General features: G+C 62.5%; 26 protein-coding genes. 11 read left to right on the forward strand and 15 right to left on the reverse strand.

The features are described from left to right. Window positions 1–113: 113 nt before the first annotated feature. Together P9255_RS19710 and P9255_RS19715 are read left to right on the forward strand one after the other, a co-directional pair. Window positions 114–482, forward strand: a complete 369-nt coding sequence (locus P9255_RS19710) for a hypothetical protein (RefSeq protein WP_309763588.1) — start codon at window positions 114–116, stop codon at window positions 480–482. Between the two features lie 554 nt (window positions 483–1,036). Further along, a complete protein-coding gene (locus tag P9255_RS19715; RefSeq protein ID WP_404980444.1) occupies window positions 1,037–2,071 on the forward strand; it encodes a porin in 1,035 nt (344 codons plus the stop codon). Between the two features lie 74 nt (window positions 2,072–2,145). Here the strand turns inward: P9255_RS19715 and P9255_RS19720 are convergent, their stop codons facing one another. Further along, window positions 2,146–3,108 (reverse strand): nitronate monooxygenase family protein, encoded by a 963-nt coding sequence (locus P9255_RS19720; RefSeq protein WP_309763586.1) that lies wholly within the window; start codon window positions 3,106–3,108, stop codon window positions 2,146–2,148. Window positions 3,109–3,333: 225 nt separating this feature from the next. On the opposite strand from P9255_RS19720, the gene P9255_RS19725 reads away from it, so the two are divergent. Then, entirely contained in the window at window positions 3,334–4,230 is an 897-nt protein-coding gene (locus tag P9255_RS19725; RefSeq protein ID WP_309763585.1) for an alpha/beta hydrolase, read from the forward strand. Window positions 4,231–4,414: 184 nt separating this feature from the next. On the opposite strand, the gene P9255_RS19730 is transcribed toward P9255_RS19725, so the two are convergent. From P9255_RS19730 to P9255_RS19755, 6 genes are read right to left on the reverse strand one after another with little or no spacing between them, the layout of a single operon-like run. Next, window positions 4,415–5,326, reverse strand: a complete 912-nt coding sequence (locus P9255_RS19730; protein ID WP_309763584.1) for an MBL fold metallo-hydrolase — start codon at window positions 5,324–5,326, stop codon at window positions 4,415–4,417. Further along, window positions 5,323–5,868: a DUF1289 domain-containing protein gene (locus tag P9255_RS19735; RefSeq protein ID WP_309763583.1), complete on the reverse strand. Its 546-nt coding sequence runs from the start codon at window positions 5,866–5,868 to the stop codon at window positions 5,323–5,325. The genes P9255_RS19730 and P9255_RS19735 overlap by 4 nt, the downstream gene beginning before the upstream one ends. Before the next feature lie 38 nt (window positions 5,869–5,906). Then, window positions 5,907–6,413 (reverse strand): YbaK/EbsC family protein, encoded by a 507-nt coding sequence (locus tag P9255_RS19740; protein ID WP_309763582.1) that lies wholly within the window; start codon window positions 6,411–6,413, stop codon window positions 5,907–5,909. Window positions 6,414–6,426: 13 nt separating this feature from the next. Further along, window positions 6,427–7,347 carry a hydroxymethylglutaryl-CoA lyase gene (locus P9255_RS19745; RefSeq protein WP_309763581.1) on the reverse strand — a complete coding sequence of 307 codons (921 nt, stop codon included), beginning with the start codon at window positions 7,345–7,347 and terminating at the stop codon, window positions 6,427–6,429. A gap of 30 nt (window positions 7,348–7,377) precedes the next feature. Then, window positions 7,378–8,319: a glyoxylate/hydroxypyruvate reductase A gene (locus P9255_RS19750; RefSeq protein ID WP_309763580.1), complete on the reverse strand. Its 942-nt coding sequence runs from the start codon at window positions 8,317–8,319 to the stop codon at window positions 7,378–7,380. Between the two features lie 5 nt (window positions 8,320–8,324). Beyond that, window positions 8,325–8,807, reverse strand: coding sequence for a VOC family protein (locus P9255_RS19755; protein WP_309790313.1), 483 nt, complete (start codon window positions 8,805–8,807; stop codon window positions 8,325–8,327). A 147-nt stretch (window positions 8,808–8,954) separates the two neighbouring features. Here P9255_RS19755 and P9255_RS19760 point away from each other — a divergent pair, with 147 nt between their 5' ends. Together P9255_RS19760 and P9255_RS19765 are read left to right on the forward strand one after the other, a co-directional pair. Continuing rightward, complete coding sequence (locus P9255_RS19760; protein ID WP_404980445.1) at window positions 8,955–9,557, forward strand: RBBP9/YdeN family alpha/beta hydrolase; 603 nt, start codon at window positions 8,955–8,957, stop codon at window positions 9,555–9,557. Between the two features lie 88 nt (window positions 9,558–9,645). Next, window positions 9,646–10,653 carry a sulfate ABC transporter substrate-binding protein gene (locus P9255_RS19765; RefSeq protein WP_309763577.1) on the forward strand — a complete coding sequence of 336 codons (1,008 nt, stop codon included), beginning with the start codon at window positions 9,646–9,648 and terminating at the stop codon, window positions 10,651–10,653. Window positions 10,654–10,718: 65 nt separating this feature from the next. Here P9255_RS19765 and P9255_RS19770 read toward each other — a convergent pair whose 3' ends face one another. Continuing rightward, window positions 10,719–11,072: a DUF4952 domain-containing protein gene (locus tag P9255_RS19770; RefSeq protein WP_309790315.1), complete on the reverse strand. Its 354-nt coding sequence runs from the start codon at window positions 11,070–11,072 to the stop codon at window positions 10,719–10,721. A gap of 897 nt (window positions 11,073–11,969) precedes the next feature. On the opposite strand from P9255_RS19770, the gene P9255_RS19775 reads away from it, so the two are divergent. The 6 genes from P9255_RS19775 to P9255_RS19800 all read left to right on the forward strand — a co-directional run bounded on the left by P9255_RS19775 (window position 11,970) and on the right by P9255_RS19800 (window position 18,298). Next, entirely contained in the window at window positions 11,970–14,666 is a 2,697-nt protein-coding gene (locus P9255_RS19775; protein WP_309790316.1) for a type VI secretion system tip protein TssI/VgrG, read from the forward strand. Window positions 14,667–14,677: 11 nt separating this feature from the next. Continuing rightward, window positions 14,678–15,847 carry a DUF2515 family protein gene (locus tag P9255_RS19780; RefSeq protein ID WP_309763574.1) on the forward strand — a complete coding sequence of 390 codons (1,170 nt, stop codon included), beginning with the start codon at window positions 14,678–14,680 and terminating at the stop codon, window positions 15,845–15,847. A gap of 104 nt (window positions 15,848–15,951) precedes the next feature. After that, window positions 15,952–16,767, forward strand: coding sequence for a hypothetical protein (locus P9255_RS19785; RefSeq protein ID WP_309763573.1), 816 nt, complete (start codon window positions 15,952–15,954; stop codon window positions 16,765–16,767). Between the two features lie 155 nt (window positions 16,768–16,922). Continuing rightward, window positions 16,923–17,087, forward strand: coding sequence for a hypothetical protein (locus P9255_RS19790; protein ID WP_309763572.1), 165 nt, complete (start codon window positions 16,923–16,925; stop codon window positions 17,085–17,087). Then, on the forward strand, window positions 17,084–18,007 hold the full coding sequence (locus P9255_RS19795; protein WP_309763571.1) for a hypothetical protein: 924 nt from the start codon (window positions 17,084–17,086) through the stop codon (window positions 18,005–18,007). Before P9255_RS19790 ends, P9255_RS19795 begins: the two co-directional genes overlap by 4 nt. Then, window positions 18,008–18,298, forward strand: a complete 291-nt coding sequence (locus tag P9255_RS19800) for a PAAR domain-containing protein (protein WP_309763570.1) — start codon at window positions 18,008–18,010, stop codon at window positions 18,296–18,298. It begins immediately after the preceding gene. A gap of 173 nt (window positions 18,299–18,471) precedes the next feature. Here the strand turns inward: P9255_RS19800 and bioB are convergent, their stop codons facing one another. From bioB to P9255_RS19835, 7 genes are all read right to left on the reverse strand, one after another. Further along, window positions 18,472–19,485 carry a biotin synthase BioB gene (gene bioB / locus P9255_RS19805; RefSeq protein ID WP_404980375.1) on the reverse strand — a complete coding sequence of 338 codons (1,014 nt, stop codon included), beginning with the start codon at window positions 19,483–19,485 and terminating at the stop codon, window positions 18,472–18,474. A gap of 6 nt (window positions 19,486–19,491) precedes the next feature. Beyond that, window positions 19,492–20,193, reverse strand: a complete 702-nt coding sequence (bioD, locus tag P9255_RS19810; protein ID WP_309763569.1) for a dethiobiotin synthase — start codon at window positions 20,191–20,193, stop codon at window positions 19,492–19,494. After that, a complete protein-coding gene (gene bioF, locus P9255_RS19815; RefSeq protein ID WP_309763568.1) occupies window positions 20,190–21,380 on the reverse strand; it encodes an 8-amino-7-oxononanoate synthase in 1,191 nt (396 codons plus the stop codon). Before bioF ends, bioD begins: the two co-directional genes overlap by 4 nt. Beyond that, the gene (locus P9255_RS19820) at window positions 21,377–22,684 is read right to left on the reverse strand and encodes an adenosylmethionine--8-amino-7-oxononanoate transaminase (protein WP_309763567.1); all 1,308 of its coding nucleotides are present in this window, start codon (window positions 22,682–22,684) and stop codon (window positions 21,377–21,379) included. The genes bioF and P9255_RS19820 overlap by 4 nt, the downstream gene beginning before the upstream one ends. A 290-nt stretch (window positions 22,685–22,974) precedes the next feature. Further along, the gene (locus P9255_RS19825; protein ID WP_309763566.1) at window positions 22,975–24,219 is read right to left on the reverse strand and encodes a CocE/NonD family hydrolase; all 1,245 of its coding nucleotides are present in this window, start codon (window positions 24,217–24,219) and stop codon (window positions 22,975–22,977) included. 336 nt (window positions 24,220–24,555) lie between these two features. Next, on the reverse strand, window positions 24,556–24,975 hold the full coding sequence (locus P9255_RS19830; protein WP_309763565.1) for a YchJ family protein: 420 nt from the start codon (window positions 24,973–24,975) through the stop codon (window positions 24,556–24,558). Further along, on the reverse strand, window positions 24,972–25,580 hold the full coding sequence (locus P9255_RS19835; protein ID WP_309763564.1) for a glutathione S-transferase family protein: 609 nt from the start codon (window positions 25,578–25,580) through the stop codon (window positions 24,972–24,974). Before P9255_RS19835 ends, P9255_RS19830 begins: the two co-directional genes overlap by 4 nt.

The following is a 25,580-nucleotide window of genomic DNA, read 5'->3' on the forward strand; positions in this document are numbered from 1 at the left end:
CGGTCGATGCCGTGTCTTGCGTGCTCCAACGGCGGCCGGTGTCGCGCGTCATCGAATCGTGTTCACGTTCGATGCGCGGTCGAAGACTCGTGTTGGATGCAGGCAGTTTCGACATGGCGCTCACTGGCATTCGCAAAACCACTCGGCTTCTGGCATCTTCCGCGCTCGCTGCGCTGGCGGTCGCGGGATCGTTTGCGCTCGCGGGTCCGCGCGTCGAGTGGGTATCGCCCGCCGTATATGCCGATTCGCCGGCCAGCCGTCAGTCGCTTCACTACACCCCGGTGGCCGCGAAAGACGGGCTCACGCCGGTCAGCGCCGAAGTGCGCCCGGTTCCGCAAGTCGAGCAGGCCGCGCCGTTCCGTGGCGCAGGCTCCATCCGCGCCGACATCACGCGCTACAACCAGGAGCGGAGCATCCCGCGTTCGCAGGGCCGCCCGTCCGACGATGGCCGCGCGCCGGCCAATGCCAACTTTCGGAACTGAAAGCAGCGGCAATAACTGGCGGCAAGCAGTTATCTAAAAATAAAAGCCGCGTCCAGCGCGCGCGTCACGGTGACGTAATCACGCCACAGTGACGCGTCACATTTCCTGCCAGACATTCCCCTCCTTTTTGCGCGCAAGGACAATGCGGCCTTCGGCTGATTGCGTGTATCCAGTAGTTTCCAAACTCCTTTCATCGCGTCCTCAGGCCCGCCGGTTCAATGCTCCGGTGCGGCAAAACACGTCGTTGCATCGCGCGAATCGGAGTGCGAAGCCGCGACGTCACCGACGATTGCGCGAGGGAGTACTGAAACCGCTATACCCGCGATAACCAGAAATATTTTTGACCGGATAAATGGTCCGTAAAGATGGTGCCGCTCCCCACGCGACGCCCTCGGCCAGAAGCCCATCACGCCGGTCAGACGATGGCGATTAACGTCCCTCGCCCGCCACGCTTTTAATTTTTGACAAAGACAGGAGAGTCCATGAAGCCAACCGTCAACCGTGCGACGCAGAAAGCGGCAAAAGCAACGGTCAAGGCGACCGTCGTCGCAGCGATGATCGGCTTTCTCGCGGCAGGCGCCGCTCATGCGCAGTCGAGCGTTTCGCTCTATGGTCAGGTCGACGAATGGGTCGGCGCAACGAAGTTTCCGGGCAACGAACGCGCCTGGAACGTGAGCGGCGGCGGCATGTTGACGTCGTACTGGGGCATGAAGGGCGCAGAAGACCTGGGCGGCGGCTACAAGGCGATCTTCACCCTCGAGAGCTTCTTTCGCGCGCAGAACGGCCGTTACGGCCGCTTCGACGGCGACACGTTCTTCGCCCGTAACTCGTATGTCGGCATTCAAGGTCCCATCGGCACGTTCACCGCTGGCCGTCTGACCACGCAACTCTTCGTCTCGACGATTCTCTTCAACCCGTTCGTCGACTCGTACGTATTCTCGCCGATGGTCTCCCACGTGTTCCTCGGCCAGGGCACGTTCCCGACGTACAGGACCGATCAGGGCGTGACGGGCGATTCCGGCTGGAACAACGCGGTCCAGTACACGACGCCGGACTTCAACGGCCTGTCGGGCAGCGCGATGTACGCGTTCGGCAATAACGCGGGCGATGGCCGCTCGAAGAAGTGGAGCGCGCAGTTCCTGTACTTCCACGGCCCGTTCGCGGCGACCGGCGTGTACCAGTACGTCAACTTCAACGCGACGCCGGGCGACCTGCCCACATCGAACGCGTTCGTGACGCCGGGCTTCAAGAGCCAGAGCGTCGCGCAACTGGGCGCGTCGTACGACATGAAGTACGTCAAGTTCTTCGCGCAGTACATGTACACGAAGAACGACATCGAGCCGACTTCGTTCCACGTCAACACGGGGCAGGGCGGCGTGACGGTGCCGGTCGGGCCGGGCACGGTGATGGCGTCCTACGCGTACTCGCGCAGCAACGGCGGCTTCGACCAGACGCACAAGAGCTGGGCTGTCGGTTACGACTATCCGCTCTCGAAGCGCACCGACGTCTACGCGGCCTACCTCAACGACAAGTACTCGGGCATCTCGACGGGCGATACCTTCGGCGTCGGCGTCCGCGCGAAGTTCTAACTCACGCAGGCTCCAAACGAAAACACCGCGTCGAGTACGCGGTGTTTTCTTTCATGCGGACGACGAAGGACGCGTCACCGAATGGCAAGCCGCGCCTTGGTGTCGTCGTATTCGCGCCTCAGCCGCGCGACCAGTTCGGCGACGCTCGGCACGTCGTTCATCAGGCCGACGCCCTGGCCCGCACCCCAGATGTCCTTCCACGCTTTTGCCTTGCTGGAACCGTCGCCGAAATTCATCGCGGTTTTATCGGATGCGGGCAGTGCCTCCGGGTCCAGCCCCGCGTTCACGATGCTCTGGCGGATGTAATTGCCGTGCACGCCCGTGAACAGGTTCGTATAGACGATATCGGCCGCGTTGGCATCGACGATCGCCTGTTTGTAGCTTTCGAGCGCGTGCGCCTCGCGTGTCGCGATGAAGCGCGTGCCCATGTAGGCCAGGTCCGCGCCCATCGCCTGAGCGGCGAGAATCGATCCGCCATTCGCGATGGACCCCGAAAGCACGATCGGCCCGTCGAAGATGCGCCGCACTTCGCCGACGAGCGCGAACGGCGACGTGGTGCCCGCGTGTCCGCCCGCGCCCGCCGCGACGAGAATCAGTCCATCGACGCCGGCTTCCAGCGCCTTTTGCGCGTGACGCAGATTGATGACATCGTGCAGCACGATCCCGCCGTACGAATGCACCGCGTCGATCATCTCCCTGACCGGCGCGCGCAGGCTCGTGATGAAGATCGGCACCTTATGCTTGACGCACACGCGCACGTCGTGTTCGAGCCGCGCGTTTGACTGATGCACGATCTGGTTCACCGCGATCGGCCCGATGACCGCATCGGGATTCGCCGCCCGATGCGCCGCGAGCGACGCCTGAATTTGCGTGAGCCATTCGTCGAGCAACTCGGCGGGCCGCGCGTTCAACGCGGGAAACGATCCGACGATGCCCGCCTTGCATTGCGCGAGCACGAGATCGGGATAACTGACGATGAACATCGGCGAGCCGATGACCGGCAACGCGAGGTTCTGCAGGACGGCGGGGAGTGCCATGCGCGAGTCTCCAGACATATGTTCTTGCGGCCCCCGAAGCGGCGTCTATAAGCATGCACCGGACCGCCGCTTCAGAACGATCGTTCGATTATAGGCATGGCGCGTCTCGGTGCGATCCGGCAAATCCCGAGGACTTCTTCGGTTTCGGGGCGAACGCCGCCATCGAAGAGAAGCAGTCGGAACGCCACGCCTACAATGAGCCCAGCGCAACAACAAGAACACATCATGTCTTTCGCCGATTACGAGCCGTTTCGAATCCATGCTGGCGATGCCGGCGTCGCCATCGCCGGGACGAAGGGCGGCGACGGTCCGCCGCTTCTGCTGCTGCACGGCCATCCGCAAACGCACGAGATCTGGCACAAGTGCGCCGACGTGCTGGCGCGCCACTTCACCGTCATCGCGACGGATCTGCGCGGGTATGGCGCATCGTCGAAGCCGGCGAGCGACGAAGATCACACGCCGTATTCGAAGCGCGCGATGGCCGCCGACCAGATCGCGGTGATGCGGCACTTCGGCTTCGAGCGGTTCCTCGTCTGCGCGCACGATCGCGGCGCGCGGGTCGCGCATCGCATGGCGATGGATTTCCCCGACGCCGTCGATCGGCTGATGCTGCTCGACATCGCGCCGACGCTCGCGATGTACGAAGCGACGGACCGCGAATTCGCCACTGCCTACTTCCACTGGTTCCTGCTGATCCAGCCGTCGCCGCTGCCGGAACTGCTGATCGGCGGCAATCCGGATGCGTACATCGATCGCGTGATGGGCAATCGTCACGCCGGCCTCGCGCCGTTTGCGCCGCATGCGTTGCAGGCGTATCGCGATGCGCTCGCGCAGCCCGGCGCCGTCTTCGCGATGTGCGAGGACTACCGCGCGTCGGCGGGCATCGACCTCGCGCACGATCGCGCGGACATCGAACGCGGTGCGCGAATCGCGTGTCCCTTGCGCGCGCTGTGGGGCAATCAAGGCGTGATCGAGCGATGTTTCGACGCGCTCGAAGAATGGCGGCGCGTCGCCCGCGATGTGAGCGGCAGGGCCCTGCCGTGCGGTCATTACATCCCCGAGGAGGAGCCCGCGATGCTCGTCGAAGAGATGCTCGCGTTCTTCAAAGCGGAGGCGTCATGAGGTGAAATCGGTAAAGAAGACGGAGCGTCATTCGGTCTTTAACGGACCGTTAAACTTCTGTAGGGAAAGCACCGATGCACGCCCGATAGCGCCGGGTTAGGATGATTCCCGACGTTGATCACGTCTATGTTCGCCGCTTGCCGTAGCTGACAAGCGGCTTTCTTTTTTGTGCTTCGCGTTCACGTCATTTGGCCGATACGACACCGGCGCTGACCGTCACCGCACCCGCCTTCGCCAGTTCCCCCACGACTTTTTCGATCAACGCGCGCCGCTCGTTCGGCGGGGCGAGCGCATCGGCGGCGGCGCGCATGACGCGTGCGCGCGTGGTCATCGCGACGAGCGCGTCGAAGGTCATCGCGCGCACTTCCATTAGCTTGAAGACCATCAGCACCTTGAGCGCGTTCTTCGCGTTGCGCGCGGGATCGGCCTGCAAGTAATCGAGCCGCGACGATGCGACATCGAGCGCACGCGCGACATCGCTGAAAGGCGCGCCGTGGCCGGGAATCACGATGTCGATATCGAGCCGCGCGATCAGTTCGAGCACCGCGCGTTCTTCCGCGAAGCCGCTCTCGCCCTCGAGCTCCGGAAAGATCACGCCGAAGCCGTTTTCCCACAACGCATCGGCGCTGATGAGCACGCGCGCGTCGGCGCAATAAAGCATCAGCGAATGCGGATCGTGGCCGGGCGCGCCGAGGACCGACCACGACGCGCCGCCGAGCCTGAGCGCCGCACCGTTTTCCATGACGCCGGTAAAACCGAAGCGGTCGCAGCGCTGGCCGGTTGCGTCGAAGGTCAGCGCGTCGTGGCGCCAGTTGCGAACGGCTTCCGCTTCGCCCGACGGAATCAGCGTCTCGCAGCCGTAGGTCGCCTGGAGCAGCGCATTGCCGCCGCAATGGTCCGAATGCAGATGCGTATTCACGATGAGATCGAGCGGGCGCGCGCCGAGCTTCCGCTGCACGAGCGCGAGCGTTTGCGGCGCGTGCGACACGTAACCCGTATCGACGAGCGCCGTACCTTCATCGCTCGTGAAGAGTACGTTGTTCGACGAGAGCCAGCCGCGCTCGAAGACGGTCATCGAGCCGGGGAGCGTCTTCATAATGGCATCACGACAATGGTTGCCGTCGCCTTCATCACCGTTTCGCCCGCCTGATTCACCGCGCCGCCTTCGAGCTTCACGAGATCGCCGCCCAAGCTCGCTTTCCACTTCGCTTCGACGACCCGCCAGCGCATCGTGATGACGTCGTTCGCTTTCACCGCCCGCGTCAGCTTGATGCCGAATTCCAGCCCCAGCGGCTGCGCGTACTGCGAGAAATGCGTGGCGATCATCGCCATCAGATGCGCGGTCGGCTGCGTGCCGGATGCGATCAGCGCGCCGAAGCGGCTCGCGCGCGCGTAGGCGTCGTCGTGATGCAGCGGATTACGGTCATCGACGAGCGTCGCGAATTGGCGAATGGAATCGGGCGGCAGCGAAAGCGTCCCTTCGAACGCTTCGCCGATTCTCACGACGCGCGCGCCATGCCGGCGGCTTTCGACGCGATCGAGCACGGCGCGCCTCGCGTCGTCGTCATATGCGGACCATGCGGCGATTTCATCGATGGTCCGAAGGCAGCCATCGCAGAAGCCGGTTTCCGCGTTCATGCGGCACACGTTGACGCAAGGCGACGACACGCCGTTCATCACGCTGTCTCGCGCAACGCGACGTCGATGACCGGCGCGCGCGTCAGCTCGACAAGCTCGCGCGGCGACAGGTTGAACACCGCATGCGGATGCCCGGCCGCGGCCCATAGACTTTCGAGCGCGAGGAGGTCTTCGTCGATCAGCGTGAGGGGCTCGACCGCATGACCGATCGGGCAGACGCCGCCTATCGCATAGCCGGTCTTCTCGCGCACGAACCGGGCGTCCGCGCGGGCCAGTGCGCCCACGCGAGCCGCGACCTTCGCTTCATCGACGCGATTCGCGCCGCTTGCGATCACGAGCACGGGCGCGTCGTCTGCGCGGCGTCGGAAAAGAATCGACTTGGCGATCTGCGCAATCGAGCAGCCGAGGCCGGCCGCCGCTTCCGCCGATGTCTTGCCCGTCTCCGGCAGCATCACGACCGGATGCGGATGGCCGCGCTCCCTGAGCAGCAGCGCGACGCGGCGCGCGGAATCGGGGAGGGCGTCGAGTTCAGTGGGTTCGATCATCGTCGTTGTCCTTTCATGCGCACGCTTGCTCGCCGCGTTTCTTCGCGAGCAGCGCCTTGCCCGCGCGCGATGCGCTGGGCTTGCCGATCGCGCTGGAAATGAAGTCGCCGATTTCAACGAGTTCGTCGAGATTTACGCCGGTCTCGATGCCGAGTCCGTTCATCAGATACACGACGTCCTCGGTCGCGACGTTGCCGGTCGCTCCTTTCGCATACGGACAGCCGCCGAGTCCCGCCACCGACGCATGAAAAATCTCGATGCCTTCGAGAAGCGCCGCATAGATATTGCCGATGGCCTGGCCGTACGTATCGTGAAAATGTCCCGAGAGGCGCTCGCGCGGAAACACCTTCGATGCCGCCGCGACGACTTCGCGCGTGCGCCCGGGCGTGGCGACGCCGATGGTATCGGCGATATCGATTTCGTCGCAGCCGAGCGCCTTCATGCGCTCGACGACATCGACCACGGATGCGACGCTCACTTCGCCCTGATACGGGCAGCCGAGCGCGCAGGAAATGCTGGCGCGCAAGCGCATGCCCGCGTCCTTCGCCGCTTTCGCGACCGGCTCGAATCGCGCGATGCTCTCCGCGATGCTGCAGTTGATGTTCTTTTGCGAGAACGCTTCGCTCGCCGCGCCGAAGATCACGATTTCGTCGGCCTTCGCTTCGAGCGCGCCTTCGAAGCCGCGCATGTTCGGCGTCAGCACGGAGTAGATCGTGCCCGCCCTGCGCTCGATGCCGGCGAGCAGCGCGGCGGCGTCGGCCATTTGCGGCACCCATTTCGGCGAGACGAACGACGTTGACTCGACATTGACGATGCCCGCGCGCGCGAGCCGGTTCACGAGCTCGATCTTGGTTTCCGTGGGCACGAAGGTCTTTTCGTTCTGCAGGCCATCGCGCGGCCCGACTTCGACGATCTTGACTCTGGATGGGATCATGCTTGTCTCCTTCGAATGTGCTGGTCGCGTTCAGTATCCGCGCTCGACGTCCACCACACCGCTGATGGTCTCGCCGCGCGCGAGCGCTTTGATCTTCGCGGCGATCTGCACGATGCTTTCTTCGCGCAAGGTCTCCGCCGATATATGCGGCGTCACGCCAATGCGCGGATGCCGCCAGAACGGATGCTCCTGCGGCAACGGCTCGGTGTGGAAGACATCGAGCAACGCGCCGGCGAGCTGGCCGCTGTCGAGTGCATCGATGAGGTCGGCGTCGACGAGATGCGGGCCGCGTGCGACGTTCACCAGATAGGCGCCGCGCGCGAGCCTGCCGAACGCGCGCGCATTCAGGATGCCTTCGGTATCCGGCGTATGCGGCAGCAGATTGATGAGGACGTGCGCGCCGTCGAGAAAGGCGTCGAACCGACCGGGGCCCGCGTACACCGCGACGCCTTCGATCTCCTTCGCCGTGCGGCTATAACCGCGCACCGGCACGCCAAGATTCACGAGACTCCGCGCCACTTCGCCGCCGAGCACGCCGAGGCCCAGCACGCCGACCGTGAAGTCCTTGCGCGCATGTTGCGTCAGCTTTTCCCAGCGGCCTGCGCGCTGCAGCGCTTCGTACTCGTCGAAGCGGCGCATGAAGCGCAGCACCGCATAAGTCGCGTACTCGGCCATCTGTTGCGCCATGCCGGTGTCTTCGAGGCGCACGAGCATCGCGTTGGGCGGCAGCAGGCCCGGCTCCTTGCGCTCGACATCGAGAATCGCATCGACGCCCGCGCCGAGGTTGAACACGGCCTTCAGGTCGGGCCGGTTGGCGAACAATGCGCGCGGCGCGCGCCAGACGATCGCGTAGTCGGCGGGCGCGGTATCGCCGGGTTCCCATACGCGAACATCCGCGCCGGGCAGCTCGCGGGCGAAACCGCGCAGCCAGGCGCCGGTGTCGGTGTTCTGTTCGTAGAAGATGATCTTCATGCGGCTCATTTGGCGAAGAGCTGGCCGATGTCGTTGAACGCCTTGAATTCGAGCGCGTTGCCGCACGGGTCGAGAAAGAACATCGTCGCCTGTTCGCCGACTTCGCCCTTGAACCGGACATGCGGCTCGATGATGAACTTCGTCCCCACGCCCTCGAGGCGTTCGGCGAGCGCGCGCCAGTCGCTCATCGACAGGACGACGCCGAAGTGGCGCACGGGGACGTCGTCGCCGTCGACGGCGTTCTTCGCGGCGGGCCGCGCCTCGTCCGGCGAAAGATGCGCGACCAGTTGATGACTGAAGAAATCGAAATCGACCCAGTCGGGCGAACTGCGGCCTTCCGGGCAGCCGAGCAGTTCGCCGTAGAACGCGCGGGCGTTGTCCAGGCTCGTGACGGGGAAGGCGAGGTGGAACGGTTGCAGCGTGCGCTGCGTTCGCGAATGATCCGCGTGCTCGAAGCGGTCGGCGGATTCGTCGGGCAGATCGGACATACGGCCTCCGTGTGATGGTTCGGGACATTCTACGTGCGGATACACGCAGCGTTCACATCGCGCATATGGAAATGACGATTGAATCGTTCGCGCGCGCGATGCGTCACGGGAGAATGACGAATGACCGAAACGGTGCGCGAGGCAGGCATGCACAACATCGACGATTCATCCGGGCGGCCCATGCTCGTCACCGTGCCGGGACTGCACGGCAGCGAGGGCGCGCACTGGCAAAGCTGGCTGGAGCGGCAATACGTGGAGGCGTCGCGCGTCGAGCAGGCGGACTGGGATGCGCCGCAGCTCGACACCTGGGCGAGCGCGGTCGAAACGCGGCTCGACGATTTGCGGCGGCCTGTCGTGCTGGCCGCGCACAGTTTCGGCTGTCTCTCGACGGCGCATGCGCTCTTGCGCGGGCGCGTGCGGGCGAACGTCGTCGGCGTGCTGTTCGTCGCGCCCGCGAGCCCGGCCAAGTTTCGCCTCGCCGGCCGCTTCGAGCCGATGCGGCTTGCGGCGCCGTCGATACTCGTCGGCAGCGAAACCGATCCGTGGATGCCGCTCGGCGACGCGCGCGATCTCGCGCAGCAGTTGGGCAGCGCGTTTGTGAATCTCGGCGACGCCGGGCACATCAACACGTCGGCGGGCTATGGGCCGTGGCCGCATGCGAAGTATCTCGTCGATACCCTCGCGCACTGGGCGCCGCCTGCGGAGCGCGGCGCGGAGGACCTGTTCCTGCGCGAGCACGCGTATGGATGACGCGCGCCGCCCGCGGTCCGATACACTCGATGGCCGCCTTCGCGCGGCCTTTCGCTTCTTTAACGCAACGGCTTTTTCGGGGAACCACATGGCGGCATTCAGGAAGCTCGCGCTCGCGGCGGGCGCGGCGTGGTGCATGGCGGCGGGCGCCGCTCAGGCGGAGACGACCTTGCTCAACGTGTCTTACGACGTGACGCGCGAGCTGTACAAGGATATCGATGCGGCCTTCGTTGCCGATTACAAGAAGCGCACGGGCGAGACGGTGTCCGTGCGGCAGTCGCATGGGGCATCGAGCGCGCAGGCTTTATCGGTGATGCAGGGGCTACAGGCGGATGTCGTCACGATGAACCAGCCGAACGATATCGACCTGCTCGCCGAGCGCGGCCAGCTCGTGCCGGCGAACTGGCGCACGCGTCTTCCGAACGGCAGCGCGCCGTACACGACGACGATGGTCTTCCTCGTGCGCCACGGCAACCCGAAGAACATCAAGGACTGGAGCGATCTGGCGCGGCCCGGCGTGCAGGCGATCATCGCGAATCCGAAGACATCGGGCAACGGGCGTTATACGTATCTCGCGGCATGGGGATACAAGAAGCAGCAGGGCGCCACCGATGCGCAGGCGCAGGACTTCGAGAAAGCGATTTTCCGCAACGTGCCGGTGCTCGACACGGGCGGACGCGGCGCGACGACGACATTCACGCAGCGCGGTATCGGCGATGTGCTCGTGACGTTCGAGAACGAAGTCGGGCTGATCGAAAGCGGCGCGGGCGCGAAGGATTTCGATGCGGTGTATCCGTCGGCGAGCTTGCTGGCGGAGCCGCCCGTATCGATCGTCGACAAGGTGGTGGACAAGCGCGGCACGCGCAAGGAAGCGCAGGCTTATCTCGAGTTCCTCTATACGCCGCAGGCGCAGGAGATCATCGCGCGGCATCACTTGCGGCCGCGTAATGCGGAAGTGCTCGCGAAACATGCGAGCGAGTTCAAGCCGCTGAAGACCTTTACCGTGGATGAGATGTTCGGGAACTGGCAGAAGGCGCAGCAAACGCATTTCGCCGATGGCGGGACGTTCGATCAGGTGGTGGTGGACAGGAAGTGAGTCTGTGAAACGGCTCGCGGGTGCGGCGAAGTCGGCTAGGCACCCGCAGTGGGCGGCACGGTGAGTCAATAAAAATAGTGAGTCACGTATAGATTGATGTAGGGCATCCTGGTTAGTTCTTTTCGGGTGTCGTACATGTGGCCATCGAAATACGCTTCGCCGCCCATTCCGATGTAGTAAGTCGATCCTTTGCGGTCTTTGATGACGCCATCGCTTGTTTCCCATCCGCAGCAGGCGAAGCGCAATCTCATGACGCCTGCCGAGCGGATCAACCAGTTCTCGACGTTGAGGATGTCCTTGCCTGCTACGCGGTAGGTCGCTTTGAGGCCATCGGCGCCGTCCCCGGACTGGTACTCGCAACGTACGAATTCGATATCGCTGCGTTGCAGTTTCATCTCACTGAGCAAATCGCCGCACATGAGTGGCGGCTCCTTGGGCTGGACGGCGTTGGCTGGAATCGATACTAGGCAGAGCCGAAGCGCTAGTAGTGTCAGTAGCGACAGCAGTAGAGACTTCATTTCGTCACCTCAAGCAGTGCGACGCATTGTCCATTCGTTCCGGGTAGACAATTGGCCATTGATAAATTGCAACGAGTGTCCTGTCTGTCGAGTTCATGGACAGTCACACCGCTGCTTACGATTTTTCTTTCGCTCGCGAGCAAGGCCTATTGAAGCCGCGATGATGCGGCGTGAGAAACCATCGAGCAAGAAGGTGTCGCACGGTGGCGGCGGAGTGATCACACTAGCTTGAAACTTCCCGATGCGCAGGGTGAAGCGCAGGCCGCCGTGTACGCCTGTTGGAAGAGTAGCTCGCGCAGCAGCGGGGCGATCACCCTTTCTATGTTTGGTCGTGTCGCACGCGCTGAAAACGATCGAGTCCCGTCATGTTGCTATCAAGCAGTCATCTGCATCGATGCCCGGGCGTCGACGCGCCGCGAGATGACTGACAGTTGACATTCGTTGGTTTAACGAAGCGTCGCACAAAGCCGGCCACTTTAAGAAAATTCTTCTATCTGATTACGGGGTGCACTGCTAAGTTGGGCACCTGTCTATGTTCGTTCCCTATTACAGTCATCCGTCGCCACGGCGCATCCCGGGCATGCGGATCCGCCGTGACTGCCTGTGTTGAGGCGCGGTTTCGAGGCGAGTCGCCCCACGCGCGTTTGCATGCCGGTCTCCGAACTTGCGAACTTGAACTGCGCTTGGAAAAGCAGGGCGTAGATCCGTTGTGTGGCTAACGCGCTAGCAAACCCGTCCAAATCATTCCTGCACGGCAAGCACCGTGACCTAATCAAAATAATCAGGGAGCAGTAACAGATGTTCAATCCGCTGCAAAGCCGCACGCTGAAGATCGAGTGCCAGGCGCTGCCCACCTGGGGCGGCGCCGACATCCTCATCCCTCAGCGCGTTAAAGGTGTCGAGGCGCTCGGGGAGCTCTTTCACTATGAGGTCGATCTGGCCTCGGTCGACAGCCCGACGTTTCGCATCTGGAATGCGCGCGACCTCGTCAAACCCGATGAACTGGTCGGCAAACCGATCGAAATACAGGTCGAATTTGAGGGCAAGGGAACCTTCGTTCCGGGCTTGCCCGGCAATCTGGGTGCAGGCAACGTCGGCGCAGGCGTGCGCAGGATCAACGGCCTCATCACTGAAGTGCAGCAGACCGGCAGCGATGAGCGGCGCGTCTATTACCGGTTCACGGTCAGACCTTGGCTCTGGCTGGCATCGCAAAATCGAGATAATCGGGTGTTCCAGGACGTGAGCGTCTTGGACGTCACGGAGGCGGTGCTGAAGAGCTACACGTTCCCGTGGGACAAGCGCCTGGCCGCCGTCGCGCTGAACAACAATGTCTTTCCGAAGCGCGACTTCATCAGACAGTTCTGGCAAAGCGACTACGAATTTCTAAAGCAACTGTGGAGCGAGTGGGGGCTGTATTACTACTTCGATGGCATGAAACTCATGCTGTGCGATTCGCCCGGCTCGCACAAGAAGCACGGCAATGCGTACGACTCGGTACTGTATCACTCGCCCGAGGGCAAACGCATTGACGAAGAGCACATCCATAGTCTGAAGGTGCTGCGGCAGATCACGCCGGGTGATGTGACGGTCAACGACTACGACTACACGCTGTCGAACGGCTCGTTCGATCTGAATCAGCAGCGCCATAGCGAGTCCTCGTTTGACAACATCGCGCAGTATCACTGGGGCGACTACACGCAGCCGCTCGCGGGCGCGATGGGGCTGGACGGCCAGCCGAACGATCATCGTAACGAAGGCGATTATCTGGCGCGTGTGCGAGTCGAGGCCTTGCGCAGCGAGGGCTTCAGGCTTCACGCGACGGCGAACGCGCGCGGCATCGCGATGGGGCGGACGCTGAGGATCGAGGGCCATCCCGAGCGCACGCTGAACAACAGGTATCTGGTGGTGTCGACGTCCATCGACATCCAGAATCCGGATGAACTCACCGCCACCCCCGGCAGCGATGCACAGTATCACTGCGTGACAGAGATGGTGCTGCAGCCGGCCGATGTGTTCTTCAAGCTGATGCCGATGGAGAAGCCGCGCGCGCACCCGGAGACCGCGGTGGTCGTCGGGCCGGAGAAGCAGCCGCTGTGGCTCGATGGCTACGCGCGCGTGCGTATCCAGTTCAAGTGGGACCGGCTCGGTCAGATGGACCAGAATTCGAGCTGCTGGGTGCGGGTGTCGCTGCCGTGGCATGGCGGGCCGCATAGCTTTATTTCGGTGCCGCGCATCGGGGATGAAGTGACCATCGGCTATCACGAAGGCGATCCGGACAAGCCGTTCGTGATGGCGAGCAAGGTCAATCAGTTCAATCCGCCGCCGTTCGAGTTGCCGCGGAACATGGCGCTGACGGGCTTGGTTAGCAAGGCGCTGGAAGGGCAGGGGCACAACTACGTCGTCACCGATGACACGCCCGGCAAGCAGCAGGTGCAGGTAGCAAGCGATCAGGCGAACTCGCGGCTCGTGCTCGGCTACAACACGCGAATCGTCTATCAGAAAGGGCGCCAGGAGGCGCGCGGGCTGGGCTGGGAGTTGGCCACCGATGCGTGGGGCGTGCTGCGGGCCAATCAAGGCATGCTGATCACGACGGAGGCGCGTAGTGGCGCGAGTTCGCCTGCAGCCGACATGGGCGAGACAATCCAGCGTTTAACGCAAGCCAACGAGCAACAAGACGTGCTGGCACAGGCTGCAGTGCAGGCATATGCACAAGACATGCAAGATCGGCTTTACATCACGCAGACCTTGAAGACGCAGATCGCCGAGATGCAACATGCGGCTTCTCGGGGATCTAATCCGGTCGCAGGCTCGAGCAAGCCACATGTGCTCGTGGCTTCAGCCGCCGACATCGCACAGACCGCTGCGAGTCATGTGAATGTGCATAGCGGTGCAGATACCACGATGACTGCGGGCGGGCACGTCGCGACCAGCGCGGGTGGCAACATCTTCGCATCGGCGCGCAAGGCGATCCGCTTCTTCGCCTACAAGCTCGGCATCCGAATGGTGTCGTACGCGGAGGACATTGACGTCCAGGCGCTCAAGAAAAGCATCAATCTGCTGGCGAAGCTCGATATCACGCAGACGGCCAATCGCATCACGATCAAGGCTCGCGAAGAAGTGACGATCCAGGGCGGTGATAGCTACATCAGCTTGAAGAGCGGCAAGATCACCGTGGGCGGTTCCGTGTATGAGGTTAACGCACAGGCTAAGAACATGCCGCCCAAACCCATCGGGGTGAATCCGCAGGGTTCGCCGGATGTGCAGGCGAACGACCAGGTTTTCCGCGTGCTTTCTCCAACGGGTCAACCGCTGCCCGGAGTGGACTATGTAATTCAGGGAGCCTCGGGCGGACATGTGTTCCGCACCGACGCCGTCGGACGCTCCCCTCGCGTGAACACCCCGCAGCAAGACAACGTGGACTTCAGCCTGCATTGGGACGATTTCGCCAGTGCTTCCGGCCCGGCGGCAAACTCGGCCACACAACAACAACGATAAACGGAACTCTCGTGACAGCAAATCTCGCGGTAAGCGGTACGACTAATCCCGAATCGGACACTTGCGTCGATGCGCGGTGCAGCTGCGACATCATTTGGTCTCTCGCGCAGCAATTTGCTATGCGCCAACTCGTGACGCGTGCGCCGTCGCACAATCATATGGCGGATTATCGAGAGGGTGAACCTCACGTTTCCAATCGGCAGATGGAAAGCAAAACGCCGGAGTTCGTCAGCAATTACGAAGTCCGGGCGCGACGCATTGCGGCAGCTTATGCGCGCGTGTTTCTGGAAGACTTTCATTTGGGACAGCCCGACAAGATCGGCCGGTTCTACTGGCTGGGTCTGGGGGCATTTGCTTCCAAACAAGTGGCGGCTACGTTTCACCAATGGCAGGTGAAAGCGGTGCCGTGGTCGGCTTTGCATGAAGGCTTGGGCCGTGGGAACCTCTGGCTCTTCAATGATGTACTCGCATGGTTCTATGCTTACGCCGCAGGCGCGGATACATTCCAGAAATGCGCAGCATCGCGCAACAGCGAGAACTTCGTTTCCCAAGTGAAGGCTAATTTTCAGCGGCAAAAGGGGTATGCGGAATCGATTAACAAGGTGCCTTATGAGGTTGATGGTGCGACGGGGGTTAAGAAAGTTGAGCTTGGTTATTTGATGTGCACGCCTATTGTTAGGGACGGTTTCCGGGCGGTCAGCGAATGGGAGGCTGCCACTGACATCAGGAGACCCGCTATTGCTCTAAAGCACCTGCTTCTGATCGCACAGCACGAACAGGGTGAGGTGCTTCAGGGCCTTATCTATGATGATCCAAGCTTCGCACGCTGGCTCGGATTACAGCGGGCCGTTTTGGGGACTTCGGACGACACGGCCATCAATCAATCGATCGACCGCATGCAATATGGTCTGTCCAACGGCTCCGATATCGCGCTTTCACCCGTTATCCGAGCGTTGGTTCCCGGCCTTCAGTTGGTCTTAACTTCGGACTACAAAACCGAGAACATCGAGTTCAGGTCGGATGCCCCAGATCGATTGGTGCTCGAAGACTATCGGCAACGCATGGCGTGGATCACAGACGCCGCGACCAAGTATGACGACCTTATGCGCAATCACACCGACAAGATGTTCGGATTTCTGAAAGAAATCAAGAGTTGGGGCGATGAGGAGATGGCACCATGAGACGGACACCGCTCTTCGCTGTCCTCCTTGCAACAATATTTGTGTGCGGTCTGGCCGCAACGTTCTCGAACTTTCATACAGCATTGGCAAAACGAGATAACAGCATGCCTCAGCCTCTCACCATTATTCGACTGGGCAACCCGCAGCTTTCAGACATCGATGCACCGGGCGCAAGCGTCGACAATCATCCTACGGGCATGGCCTTTTATCAACGCAGTTGGGTAGGAGGCGAACTTGGAAACGTGGAGTTCTCGCATGGACCGCACAGCTTTACGGTAGAAAATGTTCTGTCCATACTCGGTACCGCAGATCAAGACGTTCCGGAAGGAATCTTCAAGTGGAACGTCAATTTCGGTGTCAGCCCGCAGCAGGCCGACACCGATGAAGCGGCTCGCGCCCGGGTGATGAGCTTCCTCGCCATGCTGCGGGCTGCTGGTTGGAAGCGTTACATCGATGTACTGGACCCGCGCTTACTCGGAAGACAGGCGTGGACGTACGGCACAGACCCCGATGGCTTGGGCCTTTACTCCCTCGACTCTTCCTACACACCTACACTTGACGAATGGACGGCTGCAGCACGGTACGGTCCCAGATGGAAATTTCAGGCAGACGGCGTGTACCTTGAGGTTGTCGTGTCACGAAGCAATATGGGCGGCTTCGTTGGCAAGAGTACCTATCTGATTAGTGTCAAGGCGCAGAGTGAATTCACCAATTATGGAATTGGATTCTTTTCTGGCAAAAGGGAGAAGATCATGCACTGGAAGGATCTCATTGCTCCGGAACTCGCCCGCTATCACAAGGATCGCCTTGCGACCGAAGCGAAACTTCGCGCAACCGGATACACGATTGACACAACCTACCAGGACCCGCCGATCAAATCCCTCCAGTCTCCTGCCAGCGACACGCAACGAGGAAGCTGAATGGAACGAGCAACGATGAATGGCAAAGCACGGGCGGGCACGTCGCGACCAGTGCGGGTGGCAACATCTTCGCATCGGCGCGCAAGGCGATCCGCTTCTTCGCCGACAAGCTCGGTATCCGAATGGTGTCGTACGCGAAGGACATCGAGTTCAGGTTGGATACCCCAGATCGATTCGTGCTCGAAGACTATCAGCAACGCATGGCGTGGATCACAGACGCCGCGACCAAGTATGACGACCTTATGCGCAAACACACCGACAAGATGTTCGGATTTCTGAAAGAAATCAAGAGTTGGGGCGATGAGGAGATGGCACCATGAAACGGACACCGCTCTTCGCTGTCCTCCTTGCAACAATATTTGTGTGCGGTCTGGCCGCAACGTTCTCGAACTTTCATACAGCATTGGCAAAACGAGATAACAGCATGCCTCAGCCTCTCACCATTATTCGACTGGGCAACCCGCAGCTTTCAGACATCGATGCACCGGGCGCAAGCGTTGACAATCATCCTACGGGCATGGCCTTTTATCAACGCAGTTGGGTAGGAGGCGAACTTGGAAACGTGGAGTTCTCGCATGGACCGCACAGCTTTACGGTAGAAAATGTTCTGTCCATACTCGGTACCGCAGATCAAGACGTTCCGGAAGGAATCTTCAAGTGGAACGTCAATTTCGGTGTCAGCCCGCAGCAGGCCGACACCGATGAAGCGGCTCGCGCCCGGGTGATGAGCTTCCTCGCCATGCTGCGTGCTGCTGGATGGAAGCGTTACATCGATGTACTGGACCCGCGCTTACTCGGAAGACAAGCGTGGACGTACGGCACAGACCCCGATGGCTTGGGCCTTTACTCACTCGACTCTTCCTACACACCTACACTTGACGAATGGACTGCTGCAACACGGTACGGTCCCAGATGGAAATTTCAGGCAGACGGCGTGTACCTTGAGGTTGTCGTTTCACGAAGCAATATGGGCGGCTTCGTTGGCAAGAGTACCTATCTGATTAGTGTCAAGGCGCAGAGTGAATTCTCCAATTATGGAATTGGATTCTTTTCTGGCAAAAGGGAGAAGATCATGCACTGGAAGGATCTCATTGCTCCGGAACTCGCCCGCTATCACAAGGATCGCCTTGCGACCGAAGCGAAACTTCGCGCAACCGGATACACGATTGACACAACCTACCAGGACCCGCCGATCAAATCCCTCCAGTCTCCTGCCAGCGACACGCAACGAGGAAGCTGAATGGAACGAGCAACGATGAACGGCAGAGCCCAAATCGTCGTTGGCGACACGACGAGTCACGGCGGCAAGGTTGTTTCAGGCAGCCCATCGTCAACCTGGAGCCGCGCCGAGATTCCTATCGCGCGCAAGGGCGACAAGGTTACGTGTCCTCAGTGCGATCCGCATGTCTTCACGATAGCTGAAGGCTGTGAAGATAGCCTGGACTTCGGCGAACCTATCCCACTCGAAGGCCACAAAACGACGTGTGGCGCGGTGTTAATTGCCCAAGCCTCCACTGAATCCGCTGCGTAAGACTGCATCGGTCGACGAGCATCCATCTTGCCCTGATGGCATGAGAAGCGAAGCGGAACGCGCGGAATTAGCGCCTTCCGGTCATGCACTGCGTTCGCGCGCGGCCAGGCAACAGCTTTGGAATGGCGCCGCGCATCGGGGCTCGCGACGAGGTAGCGAGCCCGGCGCATTCCCTACCTCGCGCTCACATCCCCCGCCGCTTCCGCCCGCATCCCCAACCGCCCGATCAGCTTCCTGTCCGCCTCGGCTTGCGGGTTACTCGTCGTCAGCAACTGGTCGCCATAAAAGATCGAATTCGCGCCCGCCGCGAAACAAAGCGCCTGCAGCGCCTCGTCCATCTGCTCGCGCCCGGCCGACAGCCGCACCATCGCCTTCGGCATCGTGATGCGCGCCACCGCGATCGTCCGCACGAATTCGAACGGATCGAGCGCCTCCGTGCCCGTCAGCGGCGTGCCCGCGACCTGCACGAGATTGTTGATCGGCACCGACTCCGGATACGGCTCCATATTCGCCAGCTGCGATATCAGTCCCGCGCGCTCGCGACGCGATTCGCCCATCCCGACGATCCCCCCGCAGCACACGTTGATGCCCGCATCGCGCACATGCTCGAGCGTATCGAGCCGATCCTGATACGTGCGCGTCGAGATGATCTGGCCGTAGAACTCCGGCGACGTATCGAGATTGTGGTTGTAGTAATCGAGGCCCGCATCGCGCAGGCTTTGCGCCTGATGCGCCTCCAGCATACCGAGCGTCACGCACGTTTCCATGCCCATCGCCTTCACGCCGCGAATCATCTGCTTGATCGGCTCCAGATGTCGATCCTTCGGATTGCGCCACGCCGCGCCCATGCAAAACCGCGTCGCGCCATTCGCCTTCGCGGTCTCGGCGGCCTTCAGCACGGCATCGACTTCCATCAGCTTGTCGGCCTTCACGCCCGTTTCGTGATGCACCGACTGCGGACAGTACGCGCAGTCTTCCTCGCAGCCGCCAGTCTTGATCGACAACAGCGTGGACAATTGCACCGCGTTCGGATCGAAATGCTCGCGATGCACCGTCTGCGCGCGATACAGCAAATCGTTGAACGGCAGCTCGTAGAGCGCGACGACATCGGCGACGCGCCAGCGCGCGGGCGTCTGCGTCTGCACTTCGATAGGCTTTGCGATTTCAGCAGTCATGGTCTGCGTCATATGAGTTCAGTCCTTGGGTTGAAGCCGGTCGAGCAGAAGGCGCGCGTCGAGATGATCGGCGGCGCGCGACGCATCGGCCGGTGCGATATGAGGGATGACGCCGATGAGCGGCGCATCGATGAGTTGTTCAAGCGTCCGAACGTTCTCGTCCGGATACAGCATGTCGGGATCGACGCGATTCGCGACCCACCCCGCGAGCGTCAGCCCGCGCGACGTGATCGCTTCCACCGTCAGCAGCGCATGGCTGATGCACCCGAGCCGCATGCCGACGACGAGCACCACCGGCACGTTCAGCGCGACGGCGAGATCGGCGGTGTCGTGCTTATCGTCGAGCGGCACGCGAAAGCCGCCGACGCCTTCCACCACGACGATATCCGCCTGCGTCACCGCGAAGCGATGCGCCTCCACGATACGCCCGATATCCAGCGCGATGCCTTCACGCGCCGCGGCGATATGCGGCGCAATCGGCTCGCGCATCATGAACGGCGTGCGAATGTGAGGCGGCAACGCGACGTTGGCGGCGGCGTCGAGTTGATCGGCGTCCTCGTTGTGAAGGACGCCGTCGCGCATGGCTGCGCCCGAGGCGATCGGCTTCATCGCGGCGGCGCGCAGGCCCGCGCGCGCCAAGCCGTGCAGCAGCGCCGACGAAACGAACGTCTTGCCGATCTCCGTATCGGTTCCGGCGACGAATAAGGATAAAGCGGTCATAGCGTACTCAAAGCGTGATCGAGGCGCGCAAGGTCATCGTCGGTATGCGCGGCCGAAAGCGAAATGCGCAGACGCGACGTGCCCGAGGGCACCGTCGGCGGACGAATCGCCGGCACCCATAGCCCTTGCGCATCGAGGGCGGCGGCGAGCGCGACGGTTTCATCGTTGCCGCCGATGACGAGCGGCTGCACCGCCGTCTGCGATTCGACCGGCAGCCAGCGCGTGCGTTTCAGCATCGCGCGCGTCGTATCGACGAGCGATGCAAGATGCGCCCGTCGCGCATCGCCCTCATCGCTTGCAATGATCCCGATACTCGCCGATACCGCATGCGCGACCGCAGGCGGCGACGCCGTCGTGAAGATATACGGCCGCGCGCGCTGCACGAGCCATTCGATGACGGTCGCATCCGCGCAGACGAACGCGCCTGCGACGCCCGCCGCCTTGCCGAGCGTGCCGACATAGACGAGATGCGGCGAGCGCAGCGCAAAGTGCGCGAGCGCGCCCCGTCCTTCGGGACCGAGCACGCCGAAGCCGTGCGCGTCATCGACGACGAGCCACGCGCCGTACTTCTGCGCCACGTCGACGAGGCGCGCGAGCGGCGCGATGTCGCCGTCCATGCTGAACACCGAATCGGTGACGATCAGCTTCGTCGCGGTTTCATCGCGCGAGGCGTCCAGCATGGCGTCGAGCGCGTCGATGTCCGCATGGGGATAAATCTGCGTCTGCGCGCGGGAAAGCCGCACGCCGTCGATCAGCGACGCGTGATTCAGCGCATCCGAGAACACGAGCGTGCCGCGGCCGGCAAGCGTCGTCAGCACGGCGAGGTTCGCCATGTAGCCGGTGCTGAAGTAGAGCGCGCGCGGATCGTCAACGAAACCGCCCGAGAACGCGGCGAGATCGTCTTCCAGTTGCGCGTGGGCGCGTGAGTGGCCGCCGAGCAGATGCGAACCGCCGCTGCCCGCGCCGTACCGCGACGCGCCTTCCGCGAGCGCCGCGCGGATTGCACCGTGCGCGGCGAGGCCGAGATAGTCGTTGCTGGCGAAGCCGATCATCGCGCGGCCATCGACGGTCATGTGCGCGGAGTTCGCGCCGTCGATGGTGCGGCGGCGGCGGCGCAAACCGCGTGCGTCGATATCGGCGAGACCCTGTTTCAGCGCGTCGAAGAGCGCTTGCGACGTGTTGCTCATGCGGCATGCTCCATAAGCGTGGCGTCGAGCGTGTCGCGCGTGCGTTGCGCGAGCAGGAGCAGTTCGTCGTCGGTGAGGATGTACGGCGGCATCATGTACACCGTATTGCCGATGGGCCGCATCAGCAGCTCGCGCTTCAGCGCATTGGCGAAGAAGCGGCGGGAGAACGTCTTGTCGTCGATATCGACATCGAACGCGAAGATGGTCCCGCGCTCGCGCAGATTGCGCACGCGATCATGCCGGATAAGCGGCTGCAAGGCTTCGCGCAGCAACGCCGACTTGCGCCTGTTCGCGGCAAGCACGTTCGCGCTGTCGAACAGATCGAGCGTCGCCAGCGCCGCGCGGCACGCGAGCGGATTGCCCGTGTACGAATGCGAATGCAGGAAGCCGCGCGTTACGTCGTCGTCGTAAAAGGCGGCGTAAATCTCGTCGCGCGTGAGGACGATGGATAGCGGCAGGTAGCCGCCGCTGATGCCCTTCGACAGGCACACGAAGTCGGGCCACACGCCCGCCTGCTCGCAGGCGAAGAACGTGCCCGTGCGGCCGCAGCCGACCGCGATTTCATCGGCGATCAGGTGGACGCCGAACTCGTCGCAAAGCGCGCGCAGACGCGTGAGATACGACGCGTCGTACATCGCCATGCCCGCCGCGCATTGCACGAGCGGCTCGACGATCACGGCGGCAAGCTGCGTGGCGCGTGCTTCGAACAGCGATCGCATCGCGGCGATGGCCTCGTCCACGCCCGCCGCCGCCGGCGATGCGACCACGTGCGCGTGACGAATCAACGGATCGTAAGCGTCCTTGAAAAGCGCGACATCCGTCACGCCGAGCGCGCCGATGGTCTCGCCGTGATAGCTGTTCGCGAGGCACGCGAACTCGCGCTTCTCGTTCTGACCGCGATTGCGCCAGTAGTGAAAGCTCATCTTCAGCGCGATCTCGACCGCCGACGCGCCATCCGACGCGAAGAACGCATGGCCGAGCGTGTGCTGCGTGAGCGCGGAAAGACGTTCGGACAATTCGACGGCGGGCGCGTGGGTGCAGCCCGCGAGCATCGCGTGTTCCAGCGTGTCGAGTTGATCTTTCAGCGCGCGGTTAATGTCGTCGTTCGCGTGGCCGAAGAGATTGACCCACCACGAACTGATCGCGTCGAGATAGCGATTGCCTTCGTGATCGTAGAGCCACGCGCCCTTGCCGCGCGCGATCGGCACGAGCGGCACGCGCTCGTGGTGTTTCATCTGGGTGCACGGATGCCATACGGCGGCGAGCGAGCGCGCAACCCAGTCTTGATTCGCTTCTGTATTCAAAAACGGCTCCCAGGCCCGCGCGTGACGCGAGCCGGTACATCGGGCAGGCCGCAGGGCCTGCGCATTTCGAGGAAAACGCGCGAGACATCGCGCGCTCCAATTATCCCGAAAATGCGCGCGGGCTTCCCTTTTCGACGGACATTTGCGCCGGGCGGACGCGCGCATCGGATAGGCGGCAACGCGTTATCGCGTGCATCTTCGCCGATCGCGCCGCGTACAGAAAAGATCGCGGCGCAAGATGCAAAAACGCCGGCACGTGGCCGGCGTTCCCGATGCGATCGTAAAGGCGTTCAGCGCGATGCCGTCTGCGTTTGCCCACCGGCACCCTTCCACACGACGGCGTCGTCCACCGCGTAGAGGCGGCACGGATCGCTGCTCTGCTTCTGACAGCCCGCGATGGCGACGGACATCGGATCGTCGCCGCCTTCGGCCCATGACCACGCGCCCGAATCGGACACGGCGAACGCGCGGCTCGAATACTGGCTCAGGAAATTGCGATACCCGGCGCGCCCGCTTTCGTCGACATACGGCACCGACTGCACCGAATCGAGACTCGCGTAACCCGATGCCTGCGGCGCGCGCGGCTCGGCGACCTGATACTGCACCGAGGTCGGCATGCCGATCTGCGCGAGGAACGTCTTCACGCGCGGCCACCAGACCTGCACGCCGTCGCGATCGCCGACGAGCCGGTGCGCGTCGCTCTTGTACGTGCCGAAATCCATCATGTCCGCGCGCGCGCCGTGCGCGACGAACGCGCCGTACATCTGCGCGGAGAGATCGCCTTGCCAGACCGAGTCGTTGTCGCCATAGAGCCAGAGCGACGGCAGGCGGACGTGCTCGCCGTAGGCGCCGAACGCATTGACGAGATTCTTCTGCCAGCCCGCGCATTCGTCCTGACGCAGCCCGCCCGAGAAATTGATGAGGCCGCGCACGCCGGGCGCCGCGACGGCATCCCGCGCCCCGTAGGCGATCGTCGTCAGGCCGCCGTGCGACGTGCCCGCGACGACGATGTGCGTCTTGTCAACATACGGCTGCTCGCTCATGTAAGCGACGGTCGCCGCCACGTCGCGTGCCTGCGCAAAGCCATTGGCTTCGACGTTGCAGCCGTGTCCCGTGTAGTCGCCGCCCGAACTCGCAAAGCCTCGACGATTGGGCACGACCACCACATAGCCGTGACGCACGAACTCACGCGCCAGCGCGATCGGCCGATTGCGCGGCTGCGCGTGCGCGTTGCCGGGAAGCTTGCCGTGATTGAAGACGATCATCGGGAACGGACCCGCGCCGTCCGGTTTGAACACCGTGGTTTCGAGCGCGATGTCGTCTTCCGGCACGCCGATGACGGTCTCGTTCAGACCGTTGGCGACAACCGGCAGGTTCGGATCGAGCGCATCGGGAATCTTGCCGAAGACCGGGGCAGAAAGCCCTTCGGACTGACGCACGCCGCCGATCGGTTCGGCGCGCGCGGCGGACGCGACGAACGCCGTCGCGAGCGAGCACACCATGCTGCATCCGACCAACCAGTTAGTGATCGCCATCCGTGTACTCCGACTGCATCCCATCGATGTTGACGCGGCGCGGTCCGAACCCTGCGCTGATCGAAGTCACAAACCTGTCGCTGCTCGCGGGGAGCAGTATCGAATGCTGGTTTCGGGAGTCGCGCCTCGAGAAGGCACGACGAATGGCTTCGAACAGGCTTTGAAACGGAGCGCCGCTCTTTGCCCGGCGCGAACATGACATTGCGCTGGCGTTAAGAGAGATTACCCGTTCAAAAATGCACTGCACAATAAAGGAAACCCCGTAACAGCTTAATCTGGAAGGGGATTTTAAGGAAATTAATACCGTCTAATTCGTTGCTTGTATTAAGAAAGCATTTACTTTTCTTTTATTTCGCCGTCGATGTAAATCCATCGGCCGTTTTCTGCCCGCCGGAATCGGCTCGCCTCGTGCAGCCGGTGCGCGCGTCCGTCCACCTTGTACCGCGCGACGAACTCGACTTCCTCGTGATCCGCGTCGATCGGCGTGTGGCGTTTGATCTGCAGGCCGAGCCAGCGGGTGGCGGTATCGGAGGCATCGAGACCGGGCGGGCAGGTTGAGTCGTCCCACGTTGCGCGCAAATACGCCGTGTTGCCGAGCACGTAGGCGGTATAGCGCGAGCGCATCAGTTCCATCGCGTTTGCGGGCGCGGCGTGACCGTCGATGAAACGGCCACAGCAGTCCGCATAGCGCGGCGCGCGCGCGTTCGGTCCCGCCGCCGGCGACGCCCCGCCGCACGGACACTCGACCGGCTTCATGCATCGACTCCCGGCATGGCGACGTGGCGCGGCTGGCTGCGCACGCGATCGAGCCACGCGCGAATCGACGGATAGCGCGACAGGTCGAGACCGGCTTCATCGGCGACATGCGTGTAAGCGAACAACGCGATGTCCGCGACCGTATAGCGTTCGGCGACGAGGAACGTGCGCGTCGCGAGATGCTGTTCCATCACGTCGAGCGCGCGATACGAACCGGCGGTTTTGTCGGGCAGGCGCGGATCGTCGGACTGCTTCAGGAACTGGAGGATGAAGCGCGCGACAGCCACATACGGCTCATGGCTGTACTGCTCGAAGAACATCCACTGCAGCACTTGCGCGCGTTGCAGGCGATCGTCGGGCATGAGCGGCGTGCCATCGGCGAGATAGCAGAGAATGGCGTCGGACTCGGAAAGCGTCGTCGTCTCGTCGATGCACAACACCGGCACCTTGCCGTTCGGATTCAGCTTCTTGAACTCATCGGTGCGCGTGGCGCCGTGCATCATGTCCACTTCATGCCAGGCGTACGGCAAGTTCAGTTGTTCGAGGGCGAGCCGCACCTTGTAGCAGTTGCCGGATGCCGAGACGCCGTGCACGTGATAGGTCAT

The organism is Caballeronia sp. LZ019 (assembly GCF_031450825.1).
Classification (GTDB): domain Bacteria; phylum Pseudomonadota; class Gammaproteobacteria; order Burkholderiales; family Burkholderiaceae; genus Caballeronia.

Excerpts from the sequence above, each read along its gene's own strand:
- P9255_RS19725 (WP_309763585.1), top strand. The coding sequence starts at position 3,334 with ATGTCTTTCGCCGATTACGAGCCGTTTCGAATCCATGCTGGCGATGCC.
- P9255_RS19825 (WP_309763566.1), bottom strand. The coding sequence starts at position 24,219 with ATGGCGATCACTAACTGGTTGGTCGGATGCAGCATGGTGTGCTCGCTC.
- P9255_RS19785 (WP_309763573.1), top strand. The coding sequence starts at position 15,952 with ATGCCTCAGCCTCTCACCATTATTCGACTGGGCAACCCGCAGCTTTCA.
- P9255_RS19740 (WP_309763582.1), bottom strand. The coding sequence starts at position 6,413 with ATGATCGAACCCACTGAACTCGACGCCCTCCCCGATTCCGCGCGCCGC.
- P9255_RS19795 (WP_309763571.1), top strand. The coding sequence starts at position 17,084 with ATGAAACGGACACCGCTCTTCGCTGTCCTCCTTGCAACAATATTTGTG.
- P9255_RS19745 (WP_309763581.1), bottom strand. The coding sequence starts at position 7,347 with ATGATCCCATCCAGAGTCAAGATCGTCGAAGTCGGGCCGCGCGATGGC.
- P9255_RS19760 (WP_404980445.1), top strand. The coding sequence starts at position 8,955 with ATGCACAACATCGACGATTCATCCGGGCGGCCCATGCTCGTCACCGTG.
- P9255_RS19710 (WP_309763588.1), top strand. The coding sequence starts at position 114 with ATGGCGCTCACTGGCATTCGCAAAACCACTCGGCTTCTGGCATCTTCC.
- P9255_RS19735 (WP_309763583.1), bottom strand. The coding sequence starts at position 5,868 with ATGAACGCGGAAACCGGCTTCTGCGATGGCTGCCTTCGGACCATCGAT.
- bioD (WP_309763569.1), bottom strand. The coding sequence starts at position 20,193 with ATGACCGCTTTATCCTTATTCGTCGCCGGAACCGATACGGAGATCGGC.
- bioB (WP_404980375.1), bottom strand. The coding sequence starts at position 19,485 with ATGACGCAGACCATGACTGCTGAAATCGCAAAGCCTATCGAAGTGCAG.
- P9255_RS19835 (WP_309763564.1), bottom strand. The coding sequence starts at position 25,580 with ATGACCTATCACGTGCACGGCGTCTCGGCATCCGGCAACTGCTACAAG.
- P9255_RS19750 (WP_309763580.1), bottom strand. The coding sequence starts at position 8,319 with ATGAAGATCATCTTCTACGAACAGAACACCGACACCGGCGCCTGGCTG.
- P9255_RS19775 (WP_309790316.1), top strand. The coding sequence starts at position 11,970 with ATGTTCAATCCGCTGCAAAGCCGCACGCTGAAGATCGAGTGCCAGGCG.
- P9255_RS19830 (WP_309763565.1), bottom strand. The coding sequence starts at position 24,975 with ATGAAGCCGGTCGAGTGTCCGTGCGGCGGGGCGTCGCCGGCGGCGGGA.
- P9255_RS19800 (WP_309763570.1), top strand. The coding sequence starts at position 18,008 with ATGGAACGAGCAACGATGAACGGCAGAGCCCAAATCGTCGTTGGCGAC.
- bioF (WP_309763568.1), bottom strand. The coding sequence starts at position 21,380 with ATGAGCAACACGTCGCAAGCGCTCTTCGACGCGCTGAAACAGGGTCTC.
- P9255_RS19755 (WP_309790313.1), bottom strand. The coding sequence starts at position 8,807 with ATGTCCGATCTGCCCGACGAATCCGCCGACCGCTTCGAGCACGCGGAT.
- P9255_RS19720 (WP_309763586.1), bottom strand. The coding sequence starts at position 3,108 with ATGGCACTCCCCGCCGTCCTGCAGAACCTCGCGTTGCCGGTCATCGGC.
- P9255_RS19730 (WP_309763584.1), bottom strand. The coding sequence starts at position 5,326 with ATGAAGACGCTCCCCGGCTCGATGACCGTCTTCGAGCGCGGCTGGCTC.
- P9255_RS19765 (WP_309763577.1), top strand. The coding sequence starts at position 9,646 with ATGGCGGCATTCAGGAAGCTCGCGCTCGCGGCGGGCGCGGCGTGGTGC.
- P9255_RS19770 (WP_309790315.1), bottom strand. The coding sequence starts at position 11,072 with ATGTGCGGCGATTTGCTCAGTGAGATGAAACTGCAACGCAGCGATATC.
- P9255_RS19715 (WP_404980444.1), top strand. The coding sequence starts at position 1,037 with ATGATCGGCTTTCTCGCGGCAGGCGCCGCTCATGCGCAGTCGAGCGTT.